Origin of the sequence: Streptomyces sp. NPDC007164 (assembly GCF_040634135.1) — a bacterium.
GTDB classification, from domain to species: Bacteria; Actinomycetota; Actinomycetes; order Streptomycetales; family Streptomycetaceae; genus Streptomyces; species Streptomyces sanglieri.
Map to the genome: position 1 here is coordinate 1 of NZ_JBEYFB010000051.1, position 17,986 is coordinate 17,986.

The 17,986-nt window shown below is 70.5% G+C and carries 20 protein-coding genes; 9 read left to right on the forward strand and 11 right to left on the reverse strand.

What is annotated here, in order from left to right:
- Window positions 1-139: 139 nt before the first annotated feature.
- Both ABZ622_RS35540 and ABZ622_RS35545 read right to left on the reverse strand, forming a co-directional pair.
- Complete coding sequence (locus ABZ622_RS35540) at window positions 140-1,735, reverse strand: MDR family MFS transporter (protein WP_360550456.1); 1,596 nt, start codon at window positions 1,733-1,735, stop codon at window positions 140-142.
- Between the two features lie 66 nt (window positions 1,736-1,801).
- Complete coding sequence (locus ABZ622_RS35545) at window positions 1,802-2,425, reverse strand: TetR family transcriptional regulator (RefSeq protein WP_360550458.1); 624 nt, start codon at window positions 2,423-2,425, stop codon at window positions 1,802-1,804.
- A gap of 131 nt (window positions 2,426-2,556) precedes the next feature.
- Between ABZ622_RS35545 and ABZ622_RS35550 the strand changes: the two genes are divergently transcribed.
- Window positions 2,557-3,387 (forward strand): sugar nucleotide-binding protein, encoded by an 831-nt coding sequence (locus ABZ622_RS35550; protein ID WP_360550459.1) that lies wholly within the window; start codon window positions 2,557-2,559, stop codon window positions 3,385-3,387.
- Window positions 3,388-3,483: 96 nt separating this feature from the next.
- Here the strand turns inward: ABZ622_RS35550 and ABZ622_RS35555 are convergent, their stop codons facing one another.
- The 4 genes from ABZ622_RS35555 to ABZ622_RS35570 all read right to left on the reverse strand — a co-directional run bounded on the left by ABZ622_RS35555 (window position 3,484) and on the right by ABZ622_RS35570 (window position 8,342).
- Window positions 3,484-4,395 (reverse strand): SDR family NAD(P)-dependent oxidoreductase, encoded by a 912-nt coding sequence (locus ABZ622_RS35555; protein ID WP_360550460.1) that lies wholly within the window; start codon window positions 4,393-4,395, stop codon window positions 3,484-3,486.
- Window positions 4,392-6,017: an NAD(P)/FAD-dependent oxidoreductase gene (locus tag ABZ622_RS35560; protein ID WP_360550462.1), complete on the reverse strand. Its 1,626-nt coding sequence runs from the start codon at window positions 6,015-6,017 to the stop codon at window positions 4,392-4,394. Before ABZ622_RS35560 ends, ABZ622_RS35555 begins: the two co-directional genes overlap by 4 nt.
- A gap of 29 nt (window positions 6,018-6,046) precedes the next feature.
- Window positions 6,047-7,000, reverse strand: a complete 954-nt coding sequence (locus ABZ622_RS35565) for an alpha/beta hydrolase (RefSeq protein WP_360550464.1) — start codon at window positions 6,998-7,000, stop codon at window positions 6,047-6,049.
- Window positions 7,001-7,241: 241 nt separating this feature from the next.
- Window positions 7,242-8,342: a helix-turn-helix domain-containing protein gene (locus ABZ622_RS35570; RefSeq protein WP_360550466.1), complete on the reverse strand. Its 1,101-nt coding sequence runs from the start codon at window positions 8,340-8,342 to the stop codon at window positions 7,242-7,244.
- Window positions 8,343-8,667: 325 nt separating this feature from the next.
- On the opposite strand from ABZ622_RS35570, the gene ABZ622_RS35575 reads away from it, so the two are divergent.
- Window positions 8,668-9,333: an HAD-IB family phosphatase gene (locus ABZ622_RS35575; RefSeq protein ID WP_360550468.1), complete on the forward strand. Its 666-nt coding sequence runs from the start codon at window positions 8,668-8,670 to the stop codon at window positions 9,331-9,333.
- A 565-nt stretch (window positions 9,334-9,898) separates the two neighbouring features.
- On the forward strand, window positions 9,899-10,168 hold the full coding sequence (locus ABZ622_RS35580) for a hypothetical protein (protein ID WP_360550470.1): 270 nt from the start codon (window positions 9,899-9,901) through the stop codon (window positions 10,166-10,168).
- A 48-nt stretch (window positions 10,169-10,216) separates the two neighbouring features.
- Here ABZ622_RS35580 and ABZ622_RS35585 read toward each other — a convergent pair whose 3' ends face one another.
- Entirely contained in the window at window positions 10,217-10,744 is a 528-nt protein-coding gene (locus ABZ622_RS35585) for a GNAT family N-acetyltransferase (protein ID WP_360550472.1), read from the reverse strand.
- 157 nt (window positions 10,745-10,901) lie between these two features.
- The gene (locus ABZ622_RS35590; protein ID WP_360550474.1) at window positions 10,902-11,255 is read right to left on the reverse strand and encodes a hypothetical protein; all 354 of its coding nucleotides are present in this window, start codon (window positions 11,253-11,255) and stop codon (window positions 10,902-10,904) included.
- Between the two features lie 613 nt (window positions 11,256-11,868).
- On the opposite strand from ABZ622_RS35590, the gene ABZ622_RS35595 reads away from it, so the two are divergent.
- Together ABZ622_RS35595 and ABZ622_RS35600 are read left to right on the forward strand one after the other, a co-directional pair.
- A complete protein-coding gene (locus ABZ622_RS35595; protein ID WP_360550476.1) occupies window positions 11,869-12,381 on the forward strand; it encodes a hypothetical protein in 513 nt (170 codons plus the stop codon).
- Window positions 12,382-12,392: 11 nt separating this feature from the next.
- Window positions 12,393-12,776, forward strand: coding sequence for a hypothetical protein (locus tag ABZ622_RS35600; protein WP_360550478.1), 384 nt, complete (start codon window positions 12,393-12,395; stop codon window positions 12,774-12,776).
- Between the two features lie 327 nt (window positions 12,777-13,103).
- Here ABZ622_RS35600 and ABZ622_RS35605 read toward each other — a convergent pair whose 3' ends face one another.
- A complete protein-coding gene (locus ABZ622_RS35605) occupies window positions 13,104-13,706 on the reverse strand; it encodes a dihydrofolate reductase family protein (protein ID WP_360550542.1) in 603 nt (200 codons plus the stop codon).
- A gap of 168 nt (window positions 13,707-13,874) precedes the next feature.
- Here ABZ622_RS35605 and ABZ622_RS35610 point away from each other — a divergent pair, with 168 nt between their 5' ends.
- Window positions 13,875-14,150: a hypothetical protein gene (locus ABZ622_RS35610; protein WP_360550480.1), complete on the forward strand. Its 276-nt coding sequence runs from the start codon at window positions 13,875-13,877 to the stop codon at window positions 14,148-14,150.
- Window positions 14,151-14,209: 59 nt separating this feature from the next.
- Here ABZ622_RS35610 and ABZ622_RS35615 read toward each other — a convergent pair whose 3' ends face one another.
- Entirely contained in the window at window positions 14,210-14,716 is a 507-nt protein-coding gene (locus tag ABZ622_RS35615; RefSeq protein ID WP_360550482.1) for a DUF6624 domain-containing protein, read from the reverse strand.
- Window positions 14,717-15,055: 339 nt separating this feature from the next.
- Here ABZ622_RS35615 and ABZ622_RS35620 point away from each other — a divergent pair, with 339 nt between their 5' ends.
- Window positions 15,056-15,526, forward strand: coding sequence for a GNAT family N-acetyltransferase (locus tag ABZ622_RS35620; protein ID WP_360550484.1), 471 nt, complete (start codon window positions 15,056-15,058; stop codon window positions 15,524-15,526).
- On the opposite strand, the gene ABZ622_RS35625 is transcribed toward ABZ622_RS35620, so the two are convergent.
- Window positions 15,481-15,978 carry a recombinase family protein gene (locus ABZ622_RS35625; protein WP_360550486.1) on the reverse strand — a complete coding sequence of 166 codons (498 nt, stop codon included), beginning with the start codon at window positions 15,976-15,978 and terminating at the stop codon, window positions 15,481-15,483. The genes ABZ622_RS35620 and ABZ622_RS35625 overlap by 46 nt on opposite strands.
- A gap of 129 nt (window positions 15,979-16,107) precedes the next feature.
- Between ABZ622_RS35625 and ABZ622_RS35630 the strand changes: the two genes are divergently transcribed.
- On the forward strand, window positions 16,108-16,905 hold the full coding sequence (locus tag ABZ622_RS35630) for a maleylpyruvate isomerase N-terminal domain-containing protein (protein ID WP_360550488.1): 798 nt from the start codon (window positions 16,108-16,110) through the stop codon (window positions 16,903-16,905).
- A gap of 492 nt (window positions 16,906-17,397) precedes the next feature.
- Window positions 17,398-17,907, forward strand: coding sequence for a GNAT family N-acetyltransferase (locus ABZ622_RS35635; RefSeq protein ID WP_360550490.1), 510 nt, complete (start codon window positions 17,398-17,400; stop codon window positions 17,905-17,907).
- Window positions 17,908-17,986 lie beyond the last annotated feature (79 nt).

Here is a 17,986-nt window from a genome sequence, read left to right on the forward strand (position 1 = left end):
TCTTATCTACACACCCTCACCCCCCCTATGTCCCACCCCCCGGCTGTCCCCTCCTCTTCCCCCCCGTGCCGCCCGGCCCCCGGGCCCCCCACCGATCGGCCGATCGGTGCGGGCCAGTGGTCTCGGCGCCCCTCCGGGATCAGTGCGCCGACTCCACCGCGGCGGCGTTCTCCTGCGCGAGCCGTTCCATGCCGCTCTGCGTCTTGAGCGGCTTCTCCTTGATGAACAGCACCGCGATCAGGGCGAGGAACGCGAAGGGGGCTCCGATCAGGAAGACATCCGCGGTCGCGACCCCGTACGCGTGCTCGACGATCTCCCGGGCCGGTTCGGGAAGCTTGGAGAGGTCGGGAACGCCGTGGCCGGCGCCCCCGTTGTCCGCCGCCCCGCCGAAGCCCTTGGCCATCTCGCTCGCCACCCGGTGGCTGAGCACGGCGCCCAGCGCGCTCGTGCCGATCGCTCCACCGAGGCTGCGGAAGAACGACAGCACCGAGGTCGCCGCGCCGAGCTCCGAGGCGGGTACGTCGTTCTGGGCCGCGAGCACCAGGTTCTGCATCAGCATGCCGACGCCCACACCGAGCACCACCATGTAGACGCTGAGCAGCCCGAACGAGGAGTCCGCGCTGATCGTGGACAGCAGACCCATGCCCGCGGTCATGATGATGCCGCCCGCGATCAGGAAGCCCTTCCACTTGCCCCGGGCGGAGATGATCTGCCCGGCGACGGTCGTGGAGACCATCAGACCGAGGATCATCGGCAGGCTCATCAGACCCGCGACGGTCGGCGTCTTGCCGAGCGAGATCTGGAAGTACTGGGAGAGGAACACCGTGCCACCGAACATGGCCACGCCCACCAGCAGGCTCGCCACGGTCGTCAGCGCCACGGTGCGGTTGCCGAAGATGTCCAGCGGGATGATCGGTTCCTGGACCTTGGACTCGACCAGTACCGCGGCGAGCAGCAGGACCACACCGGCGGTGACCAGGACGGCGGTCTGCCACGAGGCCCAGTCGAACCGGTTGCCGGCGAGGGTCACCCACAGCAGCAGTGCGCTGACCCCGCTCATGATGAGGACGGCGCCGAGATAGTCGATCTTCACTTCTCTGCGGACCGTGGGCAGCTTCAGGGTGAGCTGGAGCAGCACGATCGCCAGCAGCGCGAACGGCACACCGATGAAGAAGCACCAGCGCCACCCCAGCCAGGAGGTGTCCACGAGCACACCGCCGATGAGCGGCCCCGCGACGGTGCCGACGGCGAACACGGCGCCGAAGATGCCGGAGTAGCGGCCGAGTTCACGCGGCGGGATGATCGCCGCCATCACGACCTGGGCGAGCGCAGTGAGACCGCCCGCGCCGATGCCCTGCACCACACGGCTCACGATGAGCAGGCCGATGCTGTGCGAGAAGCCGGCGACGAGCGAGCCGACGACGAACATCGAGAGGGACAGCTGGATGAGCAGCTTCTTGTCGTACAGGTCGGACAGCTTGCCCCAGATCGGGACGGTCGCCGTCATCGCCAGGAGCTCGGCCGTGACCACCCAGGTGTACGAGGACTGGGTGCCGTTCAGGTCGGCGATGATCCGGGGAAGTGCGTTGGAGACCACGGTGGAGGCCAGGATGGCCACGAACATGCCGGCCATCAGGCCCGACATGGCCTGGAGTATCTGACGACGCGTCATGGCTGGTGCGGCCCCCTCGGGCGCACCGGCCGTGCCGGCTTCGGGTGTGACGGCAGCGCTCATCGGCTGGCGTTCCTCATTCTTGGTTTCTCGGGTGAACGGCCCCGGTGCGGGGGCCTCGGATGTGCTTCAGTCGTTCAGGCCGGCGGCCAGCGAGGCGAACGCCTCGTGGTAGATGCTCTGGAACGTACGGGTGCGGCCGGAGGCCACCCAGAGCTCGACGGCGGCGCGCACGGCGGCGAGCGCCACGTGTGCGAGGAGCCTGGGGTGGAGATCGGACTCGGGATCCTGGCCGAGGCGCTCGGCCACGGCGGCGATCAGCGCGCGCTCGTCCGCACCCCGGGCGGCCAGGAAGCCGGGCAGCAGCGAGGGGCTCGTCCTGAGCACCGCCATCTGGAGCTCCCAGCGTTCGTGGTCCTCCTCGATGTGGGCGAGCTCCTGGCCGATCGCCTCGCGCAGAGCATTGAGCGCCGTGAGTCCGTCCGGCGCGTTGAGCACCGCCCGGCGGGTCCGCTCGGCGTTGTCCTGGGCGGGGCGGGTGATCGCGTCCTCAAGGCCCGCGAAGTAGTTGAAGAAGGTGCGCACGGATACGCCGACCGCATCGGTGACCGCTTCCACGGTCACGTTCTCGATCCCGCGGTCCGCGGCCATGCGCAGTGCCGCGTCCGCCAGTGCGTTACGCGTCGCGCGCTTCTTGCGCTCGCGCAGCCCGAGGGCCGGGTCGTCGGCGCTGGCGGTGTTGTCGGCACTCATGAAGTGCATGCTATGCAAGTTTGCGTGTTGTGCAAAATTCTATCCGGGGTGTGCGCACGCCCGGCCGGGCCCGCCAGGAGCCGGAATCCGGGTGTCACGGCCGGAGGGAGGATCCTCTACCGTGGCGCGTCATGACACTCCTGGTGGTTGGCGGCAGCGGATTCCTGGGCAGCGAGCTGGTCGGCCGGGCGGTGGCGGCGGGGCACACGACGGCCGCAACCTACGCGACGAGACCCGGCAGCACCGGGGACCTCGCCCGGTACGCCCTCGACCTGCGTGCCCCCGATCGCGTCGAAGCGGTCGTGGCCGAGGTGGAACCACGCGTGATCGTCAACGCGACGAGCGGCGGATCCGACTGGGCGGTCACGGCGGAGGGCCCCGTCCACCTGGCGATGGCCGCGGCGAAGCACGGCAGCCGGCTGATTCACGTATCGAGCGACGCGGTCTTCTCCGGCGCAGACGTCCACTACGACGAATCCCGCCGTCCCGACCCTCTGACTCCCTACGGTGCGGCGAAGGCCGCGGCGGAGACGGGCGTCCGCCTCGTGCACCCGGATGCGGTCATCGCCCGTACCTCGCTGATCATCGGCGACGACCGGAGGTCCGAGCACGTACGCGGGGTGCACGAACTCGTCGCCGGTACCCGTGACGGCGTCCTGTTCACCGACGACATCCGATGCCCGGTGCATGTCGCCGACCTGGCCGCCGCCCTGCTGGAACTCGCGACCGCGGACTCGACGGGCGTTCACCATCTGGCAGGAGCCGACGCCATGAGCCGCCATGAACTGGGCACTCTCATCGCCCGGCGCGACGGGCTCGACGCCTCCCGCCTGCCCTCGGGCCTGCGGGCCGGCAGCGCCCTTCCCGGAGGGCTCGACATCCGCCTCGACAGCCGCGCCACCCAGCACCGGCTCCGTACGACCCTGCGCGGCGCCCGCCGGTTCCTGGCCGGGGAGGCTTGAGCGTGTGTGCAGGGGTGGGGTGGGGGCACGGAGGAAGCCCGCTGCCCCCACCCCACCCCGAGACTCCACTCAGGCGGATCGGGCAGATCGGGCAGTTCAGGGCGTCTCGTGTGCCGAGGCCGGGTACACCACCCCGTCCACGGAGAGGAGCTCGCCGATCCGTTCGGAGAGGTCCTGCGCGAGCAGCGGGCCGCCGTCCGCCGAGCGGATGCCCGGGGTCTCACCCGTCAGGACCCGCCCCACCCGGCCGCGCCCCGCGCTCAGTACCTCGCCCATGACCGGCACCTCGTCCGAGAGCAGCGCGGCCACCACCGGTGCGACCGCCTCGGGCGGCGCCTCCTCCCGCATCCGCTCCAGCACCTCCGGCGGCACGCCCTCGGTCGCCGCCGACATCCGCGACCAGGCCACCGGAGCCACGGCATTGACACGGATGCCGTACGGGGCGCCCTCGGCGGCCAGCGTCCGTGTCAGCCCCACGATCCCCGCCTTGAGCAGGGAGTACGCGGCGTTCCCCGCCATGCCGTATAGACCCGCCGCCGAGGTGATCAGGACGATCCGGCCTCGACCGCGCTCCGCGAAGTGGGGCCAGGCGGCCCGTACCAGTCGCCAGGCGCCGAGGGAGTGAACAGCCGTCATCCGTTCCAGCAGCGCCTCGTCGATGTCGGTGAAGTCCAGCCCCGGCCGGTAGATGCCGGCGTTCGCCACGACCCCGTCGATGGAGCCGAACTCGGCACACGCCAGAGCGATCAGGGATCGTGTTCCCTCGACGCCGCTCGCGTCCTCGGTGCTCGCGACGGCCGTCCCGCCCGCCGCCCGGATCTCCTCGACGACCTGCGCCGCCGGGCCCGCGTCCTGGCTCCCGGTGCCGTCCGTCGCCGTCCCCAGGTCGTTGACTACGACACGGGCGCCGCGCCTCGCGAGGTCCAGGGCGTAGGCCCGGCCGAGGCCGCGGCCCGCGCCGGTGACGACGACGGAGCGCCCGTCCAGTCTCAGTGTGTCCCGCCTCACGCCGACACCACCGTGCCGAGTGCGAAGCCCCGGTAGCCGGACCGCGCGACCTCCTCGCACCGTTCCCGATAGTGGTTGAGCCCACCCGCGTACGGCATGAACACCCTTGCCTTTCCTTCCACGTTGGCGCCCACGTACCAGGAGTTGGCGCGCGGGTAGAGGGTCGTGTCGGCGACCTCGTTGACATGGGCGACCCAGGAGTCCTGTGCCTCGGGCCGCGCCTCGATCCGGTCCACCCCGTCCTCGCGCAGCTGCCGCAGACAGTCCACTATCCAGTCGACGTGCTGCTCGACCGCTCGCACCATGTTGACCAGCACCGACGGGCTCCCGGGTCCGGTGACCGTCAGCAGGTTGGGGAAGCCGGCCACCGCGAGGCCCAGGTAGCTGCGCGGCCCCGAGGCCCACTGTTCCTTCAGGGCCCGGCCGCCCGCCCCGCGGATGTCGATACGGGTGAGCGGCCCGGTCATGGCGTCGTAACCGGTCGCCAGCACCAAAACGTCGGCCGGGTACGTGCCGGCTTCGGTGCGGATGCCGTCCTCGGTGATCTCGACGAGCGGCTCGGCCCGCAGGTCGACGAGGTCGACATTCTCCCGGTTGTACGTGGAGAAGTAGCCCGTGTCGACGCAGATGCGCTTGGTGCCGATGGGGTAGTCCAGCGGGACGAGCTTCCGTGCCGTCTCCGGGTCGTCCACGGCGTCCCGGATCTTCTCGCGGACGAACTCGGCGAGGTGCTCGTTGGCCTTCCCGTCCGTCAGTATGTCGTTGAAGACCGACATGATCTCGGTCCCGCCGATGGCCCACTTGCGTTCGAAGGCGGCCCGGCGTTCCTCCTCGCCCACATCGAGGGCCGAGCGGCCGGTGGAGGCGATGTAGAAGCCGGAGAATCCGGTACGGGCATACGTCCGCAGCTCCTCCAGCTCCATTTTGGCCCGCCAGCTCTCCCGGCCCGACAGTGGCCGATTGCGGGCCGGGAGGCTGTAGTTGGGGGTTCGCTGAAATACCGTCAAGCGGATTGCGTCCGCAGCGAGTTCGGGTACCGCCTGAATGCCGGAGGAGCCGGTGCCGATGACGGCGACGCGCTTGCCGGCCAGGTCGACGCCCCCGTGCGGCCAGCGGCCGGTGTGGTGCACCTCGCCGTCGAAGCTGCCGAGACCGGGCAGGTCGGGCACCCGGGACGCGGACAGGCAGCCCACGGCGGTGACCAGGAACCGCGCCCGGGCACGGCGGCCGTCATCGGTGGTCAGGAGCCATGTCCTGCCCTCCTCCTCCCAGACGGCCGAGGCCACCCGAGTCCCGAAGGAGATCATCGGCCGCAGGTCGAAGCGGTCCGCGACGTGTCCGGCATAGCGCAGGATCTCGGGCTGGGTGGCGAAGCGCTCGGACCAGTCCCACTCCGCGTGCAGTTCGGGGGAGAACGAGTAGCAGTAGTCCAGGCTCTCGACGTCACAGCGGGCTCCTGGATAGCGGTTCCAGTACCACGTCCCGCCGACGTCGTCGCCCGTCTCGAAGGCGTGGCAGCTGAACCCGTGTGCGCGCAGCTGGTAAAGGGCGTAGAGGCCGCCGAACCCGGCGCCGACGACGAGTGCGTCGTACTCCGGTACGGAGGTTGCTGAGTCGGTCATGTGCGGCTCCTTGCGGGGAGTGGGTTTCGTCAGACGGAGAGACCGCGGCGCAGCGCGCCCAGCGCGCCCTCGGTCATGCGGCGGGTCACGGCGCTGTCGGGCACGAAGCCCGCCGCGCCGTGGAAGGTGCCCGGAAAGAGGTGCAGTTCGGTGGGGACGCCGGCCTGCACGAGGCGCTGCGCGTAGTCGAGTCCCTCGTCGCGCAGCGGGTCGAGGTCGCTGACCGCGACGTACGCGGGCGGCAGCCCCGACAGGTCCTCGGCGCGGGCGGGCGCGGCATAGACGGGTACTGGGGCGTCGGGGGCGCGGTCCGCCCCGAGATAGGCCCGCCAGCTGTGTACGGCGTTGGGGCGGTTCCACACGGGTGTGTCGGTGAACTCCCGCATCGAGGGGGTCTCCAGGCGGTCGTCCAGCTCCGGTATGTCCAGCAACTGGAAGCACAGGGCCGGTCCGCCGCGGTCCCTGGCCAGCAGGGCGACAGCGGCGGCCAGACCGCCCCCGGCACTGATCCCCGCGACGGCGATCCGGGCCGGGTCCACCCCCAGATCCGCGGTGTTCCCCGCCAGCCACTCCAGGGCCGCGTAACAGTCCTCGGTGGCGGCCGGATAGGGGTGCTCGGGGGCCAGACGGTAGCGTACGGAGACGACGACGGCGCCGAGTTCGGCCGCCCAGCGCGCGGCGAGGGCCCGATCCCCGTCCCCCTCCTCCAGGATGAACCCGCCGCCGTGCACATAGAGCACGGCGGGCAGCGCGGTCCCGGCCCCCACCGGCCGGAAGACCGCCACCGGAACCCCGGGGGCATCCGGCGCCCCCGGAACGCGGTGCTCGCTCGACTCGACGCCCTCGGGGACGACGAAGGGCGGCGCGGCGGCGCCCATCGCCTCGACGGTGGCCCGCGCGGCGGCGGCATCACCGACATCGAGAGCGGGCAACAGGGCGAGCCACGGGGCGAGTTCGGGATCCACGGGCAGGGGCAGTGACACGAGGGCCTCCGGCGGACGGCACGGAGCGGCCCCGGACGGAGAGACGGGACCGCCCGGGAGAACCGCTGCTGACCTCCGTCAGTCTGTGTCCGCCGCCCCGGCCGGGTCATGAGCCGGGTGGCGCGCGATCCGCCCCCGTCCGCGCCGGTTGGCGGCTTGCGCCGGGGAGGGGGAGGGGACAGTGGCACGGCCGTCCGACGGCCTCCCCCGCCTCCCTGCCGCGCCGCTTGCGCGGTCGGTGCTACGCCGGGTTGTCCCGCAGCCGGCGCAGGGCAAGGGCCAGCGCGAGGCGGAAGCGGCCCACCGTCTCGCCCAGCCCGTAGCCGAGCGCGCCCTCCGCCCGGGCGACCCGGACCGCCACCGAGTTGTGGTGCAGGTGCAGTTCCCGCGCCGCCGCGCGCAGCGAACCCGCCTGCACCAGGACCTCCAGCGTGGTCAGCAGCTCCGTGCCGCTGCCCGGCTCCGCCGCGAGCGCGTCCAGGACGTCCAGGTCCCCGATGCCGGCGATGGCCGGGCCGGACAGCTCCCTCGCGAGCACCTCGAAGGCGCCGAGCGAGGAGTGGTAGATGGCGGGCTCCTCCGCGACCGGGGCCAGCCCCACGTCCGAGCGCGAGGTGCCCGCGAACCGCAGCGCCCGCGACGCACCCTCCCAGGAGCGCGGCGCCTCTGTCGCCGTGACCTCGGGGCCGACCCCGATCCGGAAACCCGCCGGGGCGAGCAGCCGCTCGGGCAGCGGGCCCGCCACGGCCACCGCGTGCACCGGGCCGAGCGTGGCCGTGCGGCGCCGGCCCGCCGGTGGGGTGGGGAGCCGTTCGAGGACTGGAGCCAGCCCCTGCGGGCCGTGCCCGCCGTCGATGGCCAGGACGGTGAACCGGCCGGAAGGCGCGAAACCCAGCAACCGCAGGGCGCGCGCCCTCTCGGGCAGCGGTGCGGTGGAGCTGATGGCGGTCTCCAGCAGCGCCGGGTCGAGCGGCACCGCCTCGCTTCCGCGACGGCTCAGCACGGTGTCGCAGGCCAGCGCCAGCCGCTCCAGGAGCAACCCGTCGAAGGGCTGCGGCCCACCCTGACGTGCCAGCCAGGCACACTGCCCGCCGCGCAGCTCCCGTACGGCCGCGCCCGGAGGAGGCCCGCCCGGCCGGGTACTGCCGTCCGGCCCGGCCGTCAGACCGTCGGGACCGGGCCCGGCCAGACCGACCGGACACTCGGCGACCCGGGCCGCCATCCCCAGTACCCCGTCGAGCCCCAGCCGCTGTTCGACGAGGGTGTCGAAGAAGCCGATGAGCCGCATGGCGCTCTCCGCCCCGGCATTGAGCCCGGCCAGCCGCAGTACGAGTCCCCGCATGTGCCCACCCCGATCTCCCCGTCGCAGAGTGCCGTGATCTTGCGACGAGTGTCGTCCACCGCGGCGGACCGGGGAAGAGGCACGGCCGGCCGGGCCACCAGGCCCGTGCCCGCCGGGTGCTCGTCGGACCGGGGGGAGTGCCGGCCGCCCCGTACGGCGCGAGGCAGTCGGGGCACCCGTGGCCGGCAGTCCGCCCCGGGGATCAGGCACCCGCGCACTGCGGTGACGAGCCGTGGCAGGAGGCCGTACTGCTCGGCCGTGCATCGGGAAGTACGTGGAGCAGTCCCCGATCCGGCATTTCGCGTGAGGGTGGCATCCTTGGTCCGTGTTCTCATCCGATCATGCGGGCGTCGTGTTCTTCGATGTCGACGGCACCCTCGTCCCAGGTACGAGTTCGTCGCTCTTCCTGGCCGGATTCCTGGGCCATAGGGACGAGTTGGTCAAGGCGGAGGACGCCTATGCCTCCGGTGCTCTGGACAACCGGCAAGTCTCCGAGCTGGATGCGGCTGGCTGGGCGGGCGTGCCCGAAGACCTGATCTCTGGTTGGCTCGACGGGCTTCCTCTGGTCTCGGGCATCACAGAGACCGTGGCCTGGTGCCGGCAGAACGGGCTGGTTCCCGTTCTGGCGACCCTCGCCTGGTCACCGGTCGGCGGCTATCTGACCGATCGCTTCGGCTTTCACACGTTCAGCGGTCCTCGGCTGGAGACCACCGCCGACGGCCGGTTCACAGGCCGGGTCGCTCACCACTTCGACGAATACGACAAACGAGATTTCGCCCTCGCCCATGCGCGAGAACTGGGGCTGGTTCCCCGCTGGTGCGGGGCCGTCGGAGACAGCCGTTCCGACCTGCCGCTGTTCGCATCCGTGGAGTTGAGCGTGGCATTCAACGCCTCGGCAGGAGCGCGGGCGGCGGCGACCGTCACCGTGGACGACGACGACCTGCGAGGCGTGCTTCCTGCCCTGAGCCGCTTGGTCACAACCACTCGTTGATGGCCGCTACGAGGACGGTCGTCTCGTAGGCGGACGGCGGGCTCGCCGTATCCCGCGGCCATGGCACGGTGCCTCTTGAGGCGGCTGATGCCGCACTCGACCGCGGGGCGCTCGCGGTGGTCGACCGGGTCGAACCTCAGTGGTCGGCCGCCGCGAGCGCCGAGCCGCCCGCGGTTGCGCGCCCGGTCGACCTTGTCGGGGACGGTGCAGCGGGTCCCCCGGCGGCGCGGGTGGGCGCGGTTCTTGCGAGAGGCGTACGCCTTGTCAGCGCGCACTCGATCGGGACGGACACGCGGCAGGGGCGGCAGCCCGGCGGTATGCGGGGCCTCGGCCGGTTCCGGGTCGTAGCCCGGTGCGACCGTGAACGCGGCACCCGCGCCGACCGCCTGAGCCACGCGGCGCACGGAGGTGACGGCGCCCGCGCCGACCACCTCGCCACGGGCTGGGCCCGCTTCGGCGCGGCACACCCCGCTACCCGCTCGACTGGGAGGCCGTCGAGCGACGGAAGCCGTACCTGTTCGACACCAGTGGCCCGGAAGACGACTGGGACGCCCATATCACCGAGGTGCAGGGCCGCACCGTCTCCCTGTCGGCGGACCTCGTGGCCCTTCTCGACCAGGTCGAGACACGTCTCACCGCCCTGACCGCGGACGAGCCACTGGCTGCGATCCGGGCCGCCGCCACCCTGGAACGCATGACCCGGCGCGCGGCGGCGGATGCCGCGTACAACCTCGACACCGTGGACGGGCCGGACTGGGACAGCGTCGCCCAGGCGCTGGGCGTCAGCCGGCAGACCGCCCGCTCCCGCCTGACCCACTACGCACTCCGCCGCTGACCGGTTGCTGACCGACCGGCGCGCCCCCGTGGCCGTGGAGGTGGACGCTCAGCCCTCGTTGCCGACCTGTAGGGCCTTCTCAAGGAGCGTGAACGATTTGGGTACGCCGCCCGGCTGTTCCTTGCCCGCCTTGTGGCCGACGACCCGGTAGCCGTCGTTCACGTAGTAGGCGCTCAGGGCGGCATTCCCGGCCAGGCAGTCCAGACGGACGAACGCCCGCCCCGCCGCGGACACCCGCTGCTCCGCGGCTCGCAGCAGCCGCCGCCCCGTACCCGGCCGGGCGCCGGCGTGGTCCACCATCAGCCGGTGCACATAGCCGGCCACCGGCGGCTGTGGACCCCAGGCGTCCTCGTCCGCCCACCACAACTCCCAGGCCCCGGCCGGTCGGCCGCCGGCCTCGGCGATCCAGACCTCGCCGCTCGCCATGATCCGGCGGAAGTGGTCCTCGTCCAGCTCGCCGGGCTGCCACTGGCCGGTGATGCCCCGGGCGAGCATCCAGCGGGCGGCGTCGTCGCGCAGCCGGACGAGAACGGGGAGGTCGGTGTCGTCGGCGAGGCGGAAGCGGAGGTCGTTCATGTCGCGATCATCGCACCGCGCGGTACCGGGTCGCGCAGGGCCGGCATCACTGTGCGCTCCCGAGAACATGTGCTGCGAGAACCCCACCGCGTGGGGTGGGCGGAAACGAGTCCCCACGCAGGCCCCCGAGGTGTTCCGAAGCCGACGGCCCGGCGACCTAGCGGAATTCGTGGACGAGCCGGATCTCACCGACTATATGGGCGTTGAACTCGTCGAGCTCCTCGGCCGGCACCCACAGCTCAAGGATCGTCCGCCCACCGGCCTGCTGGACGGGGTAGCGGCGCAGGAACTCCGACTCGACCTCGAAACTAGTGACGAACCCGGCTCCGTCGTGCTTCACGTTCCAGTCCCTGGCGATCCGGATCGCATAGTCCTCGTTGAGAACCGGGTAGAAGATGGGCTGCTCGGGAAGACGGGGCGGCCACGCGCGCCAGTTCAATTCCCGGACCAGATCCAGCTCCTTGGGGCCGGTCGGGCGCCAAAGGGTCGTCGTTGCCTGCCGACTGCTCATGGGAATCGCTCTCTGGACGTCGGAGGCCGCCGGAGCGGCCGATCGGGGGGACCGGACGATACCCGCAGGACGAGGCGGTCGGCCGCGACGTTTCCGTACCCCTCCCGGACCTGCCGCACCTGGCACCCGCTGCCCGACGCCAGGCCGGCAACTCCCGCAGCCGGGGCCCGTTCCGCGCAGCTGGTGGCACGGGCGACGGTGAGCATGCCGCGACGGCACGGGGCGCCGGTGTCGGGAAGCCGGGAGAGGAAGGCCGGGACCGCCCGCCGGTCCAACAGCCCGGCCTTGAACTCGTCGTCCTGCGCAAGGGCTTCGCCCTGGTGCTGACCGCCAAGGCGATCGCGGACGGACTGAAGGCCGCCGATCCGGCGCCGGAGGGTGGAGACACGGCGAGGGCCACCTGATGCGGCACCAGGCCCGGGCATACGCATGGCGCACGGCGCGCGACGCGTGATGTGCGCCTGCCGAGTTCGACTTCGCGCTGCGGCAAATGGCGTAACCGCCGCTGGGACGCGCTCGTGATGATCAATAACCTGACGCCCGGTGCGTGACCGCGCGCCTGTCGGACAGAGAAGGCGAGCGACTCCCAGTGGAACTCCCGATGTTGCAGCGCATGGCCTCGACCACCGCGGCGGCCGCGCTCCTGACGATGCTCACCGGCGCCCCGGCAGGCGCGGACGCCGGCCAATGGCAGAAGGTCGGCGGTGACGCCCGTAGCGGAGTCAGCGGTCTCGCCTATGAAGGCCGCACCGCGGACGGAGAAGGGGTGTACGCGCTGGCCGTGCACGACAACAAGCAGTCCGGGCAGCAGCGCCTTTCCCTGATCACCCACCGGGAGGGATCCGACAGCGTCTCCCCGATCACCTGGGACGGTCCCGAACCCGTCGACCTGGAGGCCATCGAGGCCGTCCCCGGGATGCCCGGGGAGTACCTGGCGCTCGCCAGTCGCGGCATCGTCTACCGCCTGAAGGTCTCCGGCTCCACGGCGGAAGTCGTCGACTACACGCCGCTGCCGGGATCACCGAGGGCGACGATTTCGAGAGCTTTGCACTCGTCGCCCGGGACGGGAAGCTCGCCGCACTGTGGGCCGATCGGGGAGCCGGCGCGGACCGTCCCGCCACGTTGAACGCGTCGCCGTTGTCGTTCGCCCCGTGGGGGCAGCCGCAGTTCGGTGCCGTATCGCGGCGGTCCTACGTTGCGTCGTACCCGACCGCCGAGGGTACCCGGCACATCTCCGACATCTCGGTGACCGGCTCCGGCCGGATCATCGTGAGCTCGGCGGCGGACGCCGGTGACGACGGCCCGTTCGACTCCGCGGTGAGCGACGCGGGCCGGGTGACCGTGTCGGCCGCCGGCCGGGTACGGGTCACGCTCGCGGCGTCCCCGACGGTGCTCGGGACGTTCCCGCACTACAAGATCGAGGCAGTGGAATGCCTGCCCGGCTCTCCCGACGCCCTCCTGGGCACCGATGACGAGAACCTCGGCGGCTACGTACGGACCGTCCCACTCTGCGGAGCCTGACCCCGACGCCGGCACCGGCATTGGCACCGGCACCGGCACCGGCACCGTGTGATGTGACGTCGGCCTTCAGGATCCGTACGGGTCGTGAGGGCCGGCGTTGTCGTACGGGACGGCCGCGGACCGGAGGGTGCCGAGTGAGCAACGCTCGGCCCGCGCCCACGAGCAAGCCGTCGGAGCCCGAAGAGATGAGTTCCGGACGGCGAGTGCGCGGCATCAGGCCCTCCGCCGGTCCCGGGCCCGATCGGTTACAAGCTCTCTCTCCGCTCCGTACCGCGATTCCCGAATTCCCGACTGTTCTTCGGGCCGACAAGGCCCGCTTGCGGGCCGCTACGCGGTGGGGATCCTGCGGGCGTAGGTGAGAAAGGCCACCCCGGACTTCAGGACGGTGTAGTCGGTGAGATCCCAGTTGCAGGGGTCGAACACTGCCTTGTGGGAGAAGAGCGGAATCCCGGAGCCGATTGTCAGCGGGCTCAGCTTGATGATCAGCCCGTCTATCTCGGAATACAGCGCACCGGCCAGCTCGGCACCACCGACCAGCCAGATGTCCTTGCCGTCCTGCTGCTTCAACTGCCGTACGGTCGCTACCGGGTCATCGGCGACGAGTTCCACATCCGGGTCAGGGCTCTCGCTCATCGTCCGGGAGAACACCAGATGCCGCAGGTGGGGATAGGCGTTCGTCAGACCGGCCTTGAGCCCGATCTCGTAGGAGCGCCGTCCTTCGACGACAGTGTCGAAGTGCTTGCCGCCGTCAGTGATGGAGAATGCGGCACGGGCCGGGCCGGGAAGGGTTTCCGGGTACTCGGTGATGAGGTGCTGAATGTAGTCCTCCGGGATCGGCCAGAAGCCGTCCGGATTCGAAGGGTCGGCACCGTCCGGTCCAGCAATGAATCCGTCGAGTGAGGACGCGATGTAGTACACGAGCTTGCGCACGGACGACCTTCCGTTGATCGACTTGGTAGTGGCGATCGGCATGCGGCGCGAAGTGGTGCAAGCCGTACGCTCGATTGTCAGGAGTCTCCGTGATCACTGCGCACTTGTCACGACTACGCATACGACCCCGCGGCCGCGCACCCAGGAGTCAGGGCTAGGGTCGGCCGCATGACCTGGAGCGAGACGGAGTACGTCGAGTATCTTCGGGCCGAGCGGCGTTGCTACGCGTGGCTGATGCAGCGGTACGGCGAGCTGGCATCGGCGGAAGCCTGGGCGGCGGCCTTGGACCGCTACCCGTACGAGCCGAGTGATGCGCCGTACCGCGGACTCATCTTCCATGACGAGGCGTGGCACTGGGCGATGCTCGCGATTCACGGAGATCGGTACACCGTGGAGCGCCCCGAACTGGCCCAGCCGTCAGCCGAGTACAGGGCTCTTGAATGAACGGCGGCGGACGGAGCATTGCGGGCCTGCGGTCACGACCGGGAACGGGGCGCGACGCGTCAGGGCATCGCGAACCTGGCGACGTACTCGTCGAAGGGTTCGATGCCGACCTGCACACGTAGTTCGTCCATGCGTTCGGGCTCTTCGCAGGGCCACGGAACCGGTGCCCCGTCCTTCACACCGGCGATCTGAGTGCCGTAGACCTGCTTGCGGCCCTCATTGACCAGCGTGCGATCGCGCAGAAAAGCCAGTTCACGCCGGCCGGCCGCGCCTGCCGACACCGCTTGTTGCATCAGATGGAGGGCGCGACGCTGGACGTCGAGCTGCCGGTCGGCGTGCTGGGCGATCAGCCACGCCGCGCGTGCGGCCTCCTCGCCCACCAGAGCGGCTGTCGGCCAGCCGTGCTCGTCCATGATCTCGCCGAGCCGGTCACCGTGCCATGCGGTCAGGCGGCGCCACGCCAACTGCTCGGCCGGATCGTCACTGTTCGCAGCGGCCGAGGTCCGGTGATCGGCCGCTGCCATGTCCGTAAGTTCCACCGCCAGCGCGGCACTGTCCTGCGTCACTCTCAACTCCATGGACGGGTAGGTGTGTTGTGCTTCCCGACCGCAACCCTAAAGGTGCATCTCGGGCGCGGAGATCATTCTGGAGAACGGTGACAGGCGCCTCCTCGCACGGGGATAATGGATCTGTGCTCGGGTTGCCGAAGGCGGCAGGACGACACTCTTGCTGTCCCGGCTCCTACGGTTGGTCGACCGATTTCCGGATTCGGGGACGGTGCGCCTGACCTGGCATTGTCGGCGTAGACGGTGGCGGTTGCGCCGGAGGTGTGTCTCTACGACTCCGTCCGCGATGAGGGACGGGGTGTGGCGCGGGCCTCCGATGCGAGCTGACAGCATGGCCGCATGGATACAGTGGACCTGGACGAGTTCGTTGTGCGCCGCGCGAGTGAGTCGGACGCGGACGCGCTGGTTGGGATCGACGTGGTCGCGGTCGAAGGTGACGACGGGCGACAGACGAGCATCCGAAGGTGGTGCCGGCAAGGTCTGGCGCTCGTGGCAGAGGGTGCGTCTGGCCTGCTCGGCTACTGCGTGGTCGAGTACACGTTCTTCGAGCAGGGATTTGTCACGATGCTGATGGTGGCGCCATCCGCCCGTGGCAGAGGCGTTGGCCACCGGTTGTTGGACGCAGCGGCGACCTCGTGCATGACCCCGAAGCTGTTCACCTCGACCAACGTCTCCAATCAGCCGATGCAGCGGCTGCTTCAACGCGCCGGGTGGAGCCCGGTCGGCCTTCTCCACGGCCTCGATGAGGGTGACCCCGAGCTGTTTTATCTCCGCCGGTGGCAGACCACGGCGACGGACCCCGGGACCTGAAGCGGACCGCATGAGTTCATCGTTCGGGTGGGGCTGGGCCCGGAGCCGGTTGCGCAGCTCGATCTCCTCGGCGGTGAGCGGCTCTCCGGGGCGGCGGATGCGTACGGGATGATGGTGAGCTTCCTGGCGATCTCGGGGACGGGGGCGCCCTTGTCCTTCAGCGCGACGGCGAAGGTGAGCATGTCGTCGTCGATGACCTTCGGGCGTCCGCCGTGGTTGCCCTGGGACACGGCGATGACCTGGCCTTCGAGGGGCTCCTCCCGGATGCGGTTGCGCTCGATCTGTCCGACGACGGCGAGCACGGCGAAGAACATGGCGCCTATGCCGTTGGGGTCGTAGATCCCGGTGAGCGAGCCGGTGAGGAGTTCGAGCTGGTTGCCGCCGGCCTGGAGCTCGGCGGACAGCGTCATCAGCTCGGCCGCATTGCGCGCGAGGCGCTTGAACTCGTGCACGGTGAGGATGAGCAGGGTCTCGGGGGCGGCTTTTCCTTCATCGTTTCTCCGTGGTGGTGCGGGCCCGCCCGCGATGGCGGCTGTGAAAATCGCTGTCCGATTGCTGAAAAGCGGTGATAGATAGTCCGGGTGACAACGACACTTGAGTTCCCCGTTCTGCTGCGACTGATCGACGAACGTTCGACCGCCTTCCGCGCCGCGGTCGCCTCCGCGCCCAGCCTCGACGTACAGGTGCCGACCTGCCCCGAGTGGACGCTGTTCGATCTGGCGCAGCACATCGGCGAGGGGCGCCGCGACTGGGCCGCCACCGTCGCCGCAGGGCCTGCTCCGGCCAAGTCCGCAGCGGAGGGCGCCCCCGTTGCGCCCCGGGAGCGCGAGACGCTGCTGGCCTGGTTGGCGGAGTCCACGGAGCAACTGCTGGACGCACTGCGGAAGGCCGGCCCGGATCGCGGTTGCTGGACGTGGTGGGGGACGTCGCAGTCGCCGCAGACCTCCGGTGCCGTAGCTCGGCACCAGCTCCAGCAGATGGCGGTGCACACCTACGACGCCCAGATCACCGTGGGTGCCCCGAAGCCGCTGCTGGCCGAGGTGGCACTCGACGGTGTCGACGAGTTCCTGTCCACCTGTGTCGCAACGACAAGTGCCTGGCCACACAAGCCCGCTATCGTCGACTTCCACGCCTCCGAGGGCCGCTCCTGGCGCCTCTCACTCTCCGCCGACGGCGCACGGACCGCCCGTCTCCCCGGGCCCGGCACCATATCGGCCACCGCTGCCGACCAGGACCTGGACGCGGCCAACGCCTCCGCCCGGGGCACGGCCGACGAGCTGGTCCTCATCCTGCACGACCGTATCCCGATCAACTCCCTGGAGCTCGACGGCGACCGACGTCTCTTCGACCAGCTCAGCGCCTGGGACCCGGATGAGTAGGACGTGACGATGCGCCCCCCGCGCACGCCCCGAGGCATGCCTCCCGTCAACGGCTACAGCCACGCCGCGGTGGCCTCGGGGCCGCTGGGGGAGCAGACCGCCACGGCTGAGAAGCGGCTGACCAAGGGCGGCGGCCCACAAGCCGATCGGCGCGCCTGGTGGGCAGCTGACGCCGTCAGTTCTCCGAGCCGTCCTCGTCGTCGAGGAAGAACCGCTCAGGCTCCGGCCGGGTCGGCTCCTCGTTGAACGTCCCGTACGAAGCAGCCTGCTCGTCGGCCAGGAACTCCACTGGCATGAACCTGCTGCTAACGACTCTCCCAGCCGTTCAACGATCTTCCTCCGAACCCTGGCGCCGGGCCGATCGGCTGTGCTGGAAGCCCGTGATCACCGGCCTGGCGTTAACCGCTGTACCGCTGTACCGCTGCTCCCCGAGGCCGAATTACCTGCTTGCAGGCTGGGCGCCATGGGGCCGATGGTGGCTATATGCATGACATGAACCTTTCGGATGGGGTCGTAGTTCTGTCTCCTCTGCGCCTGGACGATGTGGACGCGCACCTGGCCGGCGAGGACGAGCTCCTGGTCCGGTGGCTCAGTGGGGAACCAGCGACCCGGGCCGGCACCGAGGAGTACTTCCGCCACTGCATCGAGCAATGGGCCACTTGTGGACCGCTGCGTGCGCTCGGGATCCGTACGGCTGCCCGGCGAACCCTGGTGGGTTACATCGACCTGCGATTCGATGTGGCGGGCTTGGAGCCTGGGCAGGTCAACATCTCGTATGTGCTCTATCCGGCCTGGCGGGGACAGGGGCTGGTGACCCGTGCTGTCCGCCTGATCTGCCAGTACGCGGCAGCCGAAGGGGCGACTCAGGTGGTGATCCGGGTGGATCCGGCGAACTACGCGTCGGCGGCGGTCGCCCGACGGTCGGGCTTCACCTATGACAAGCAGCTCCTGGAAGAGGACGGCAACCGAACCGACTGGTACCTCCTCAGCCTCGCCATCTGACCCGGACGAGATCGCCGCGGGCGAGCTCTCGTGCCTCGCCCGCCCTGCAAACCCCTAGGGAAACCCTGTGGGGGCGGCC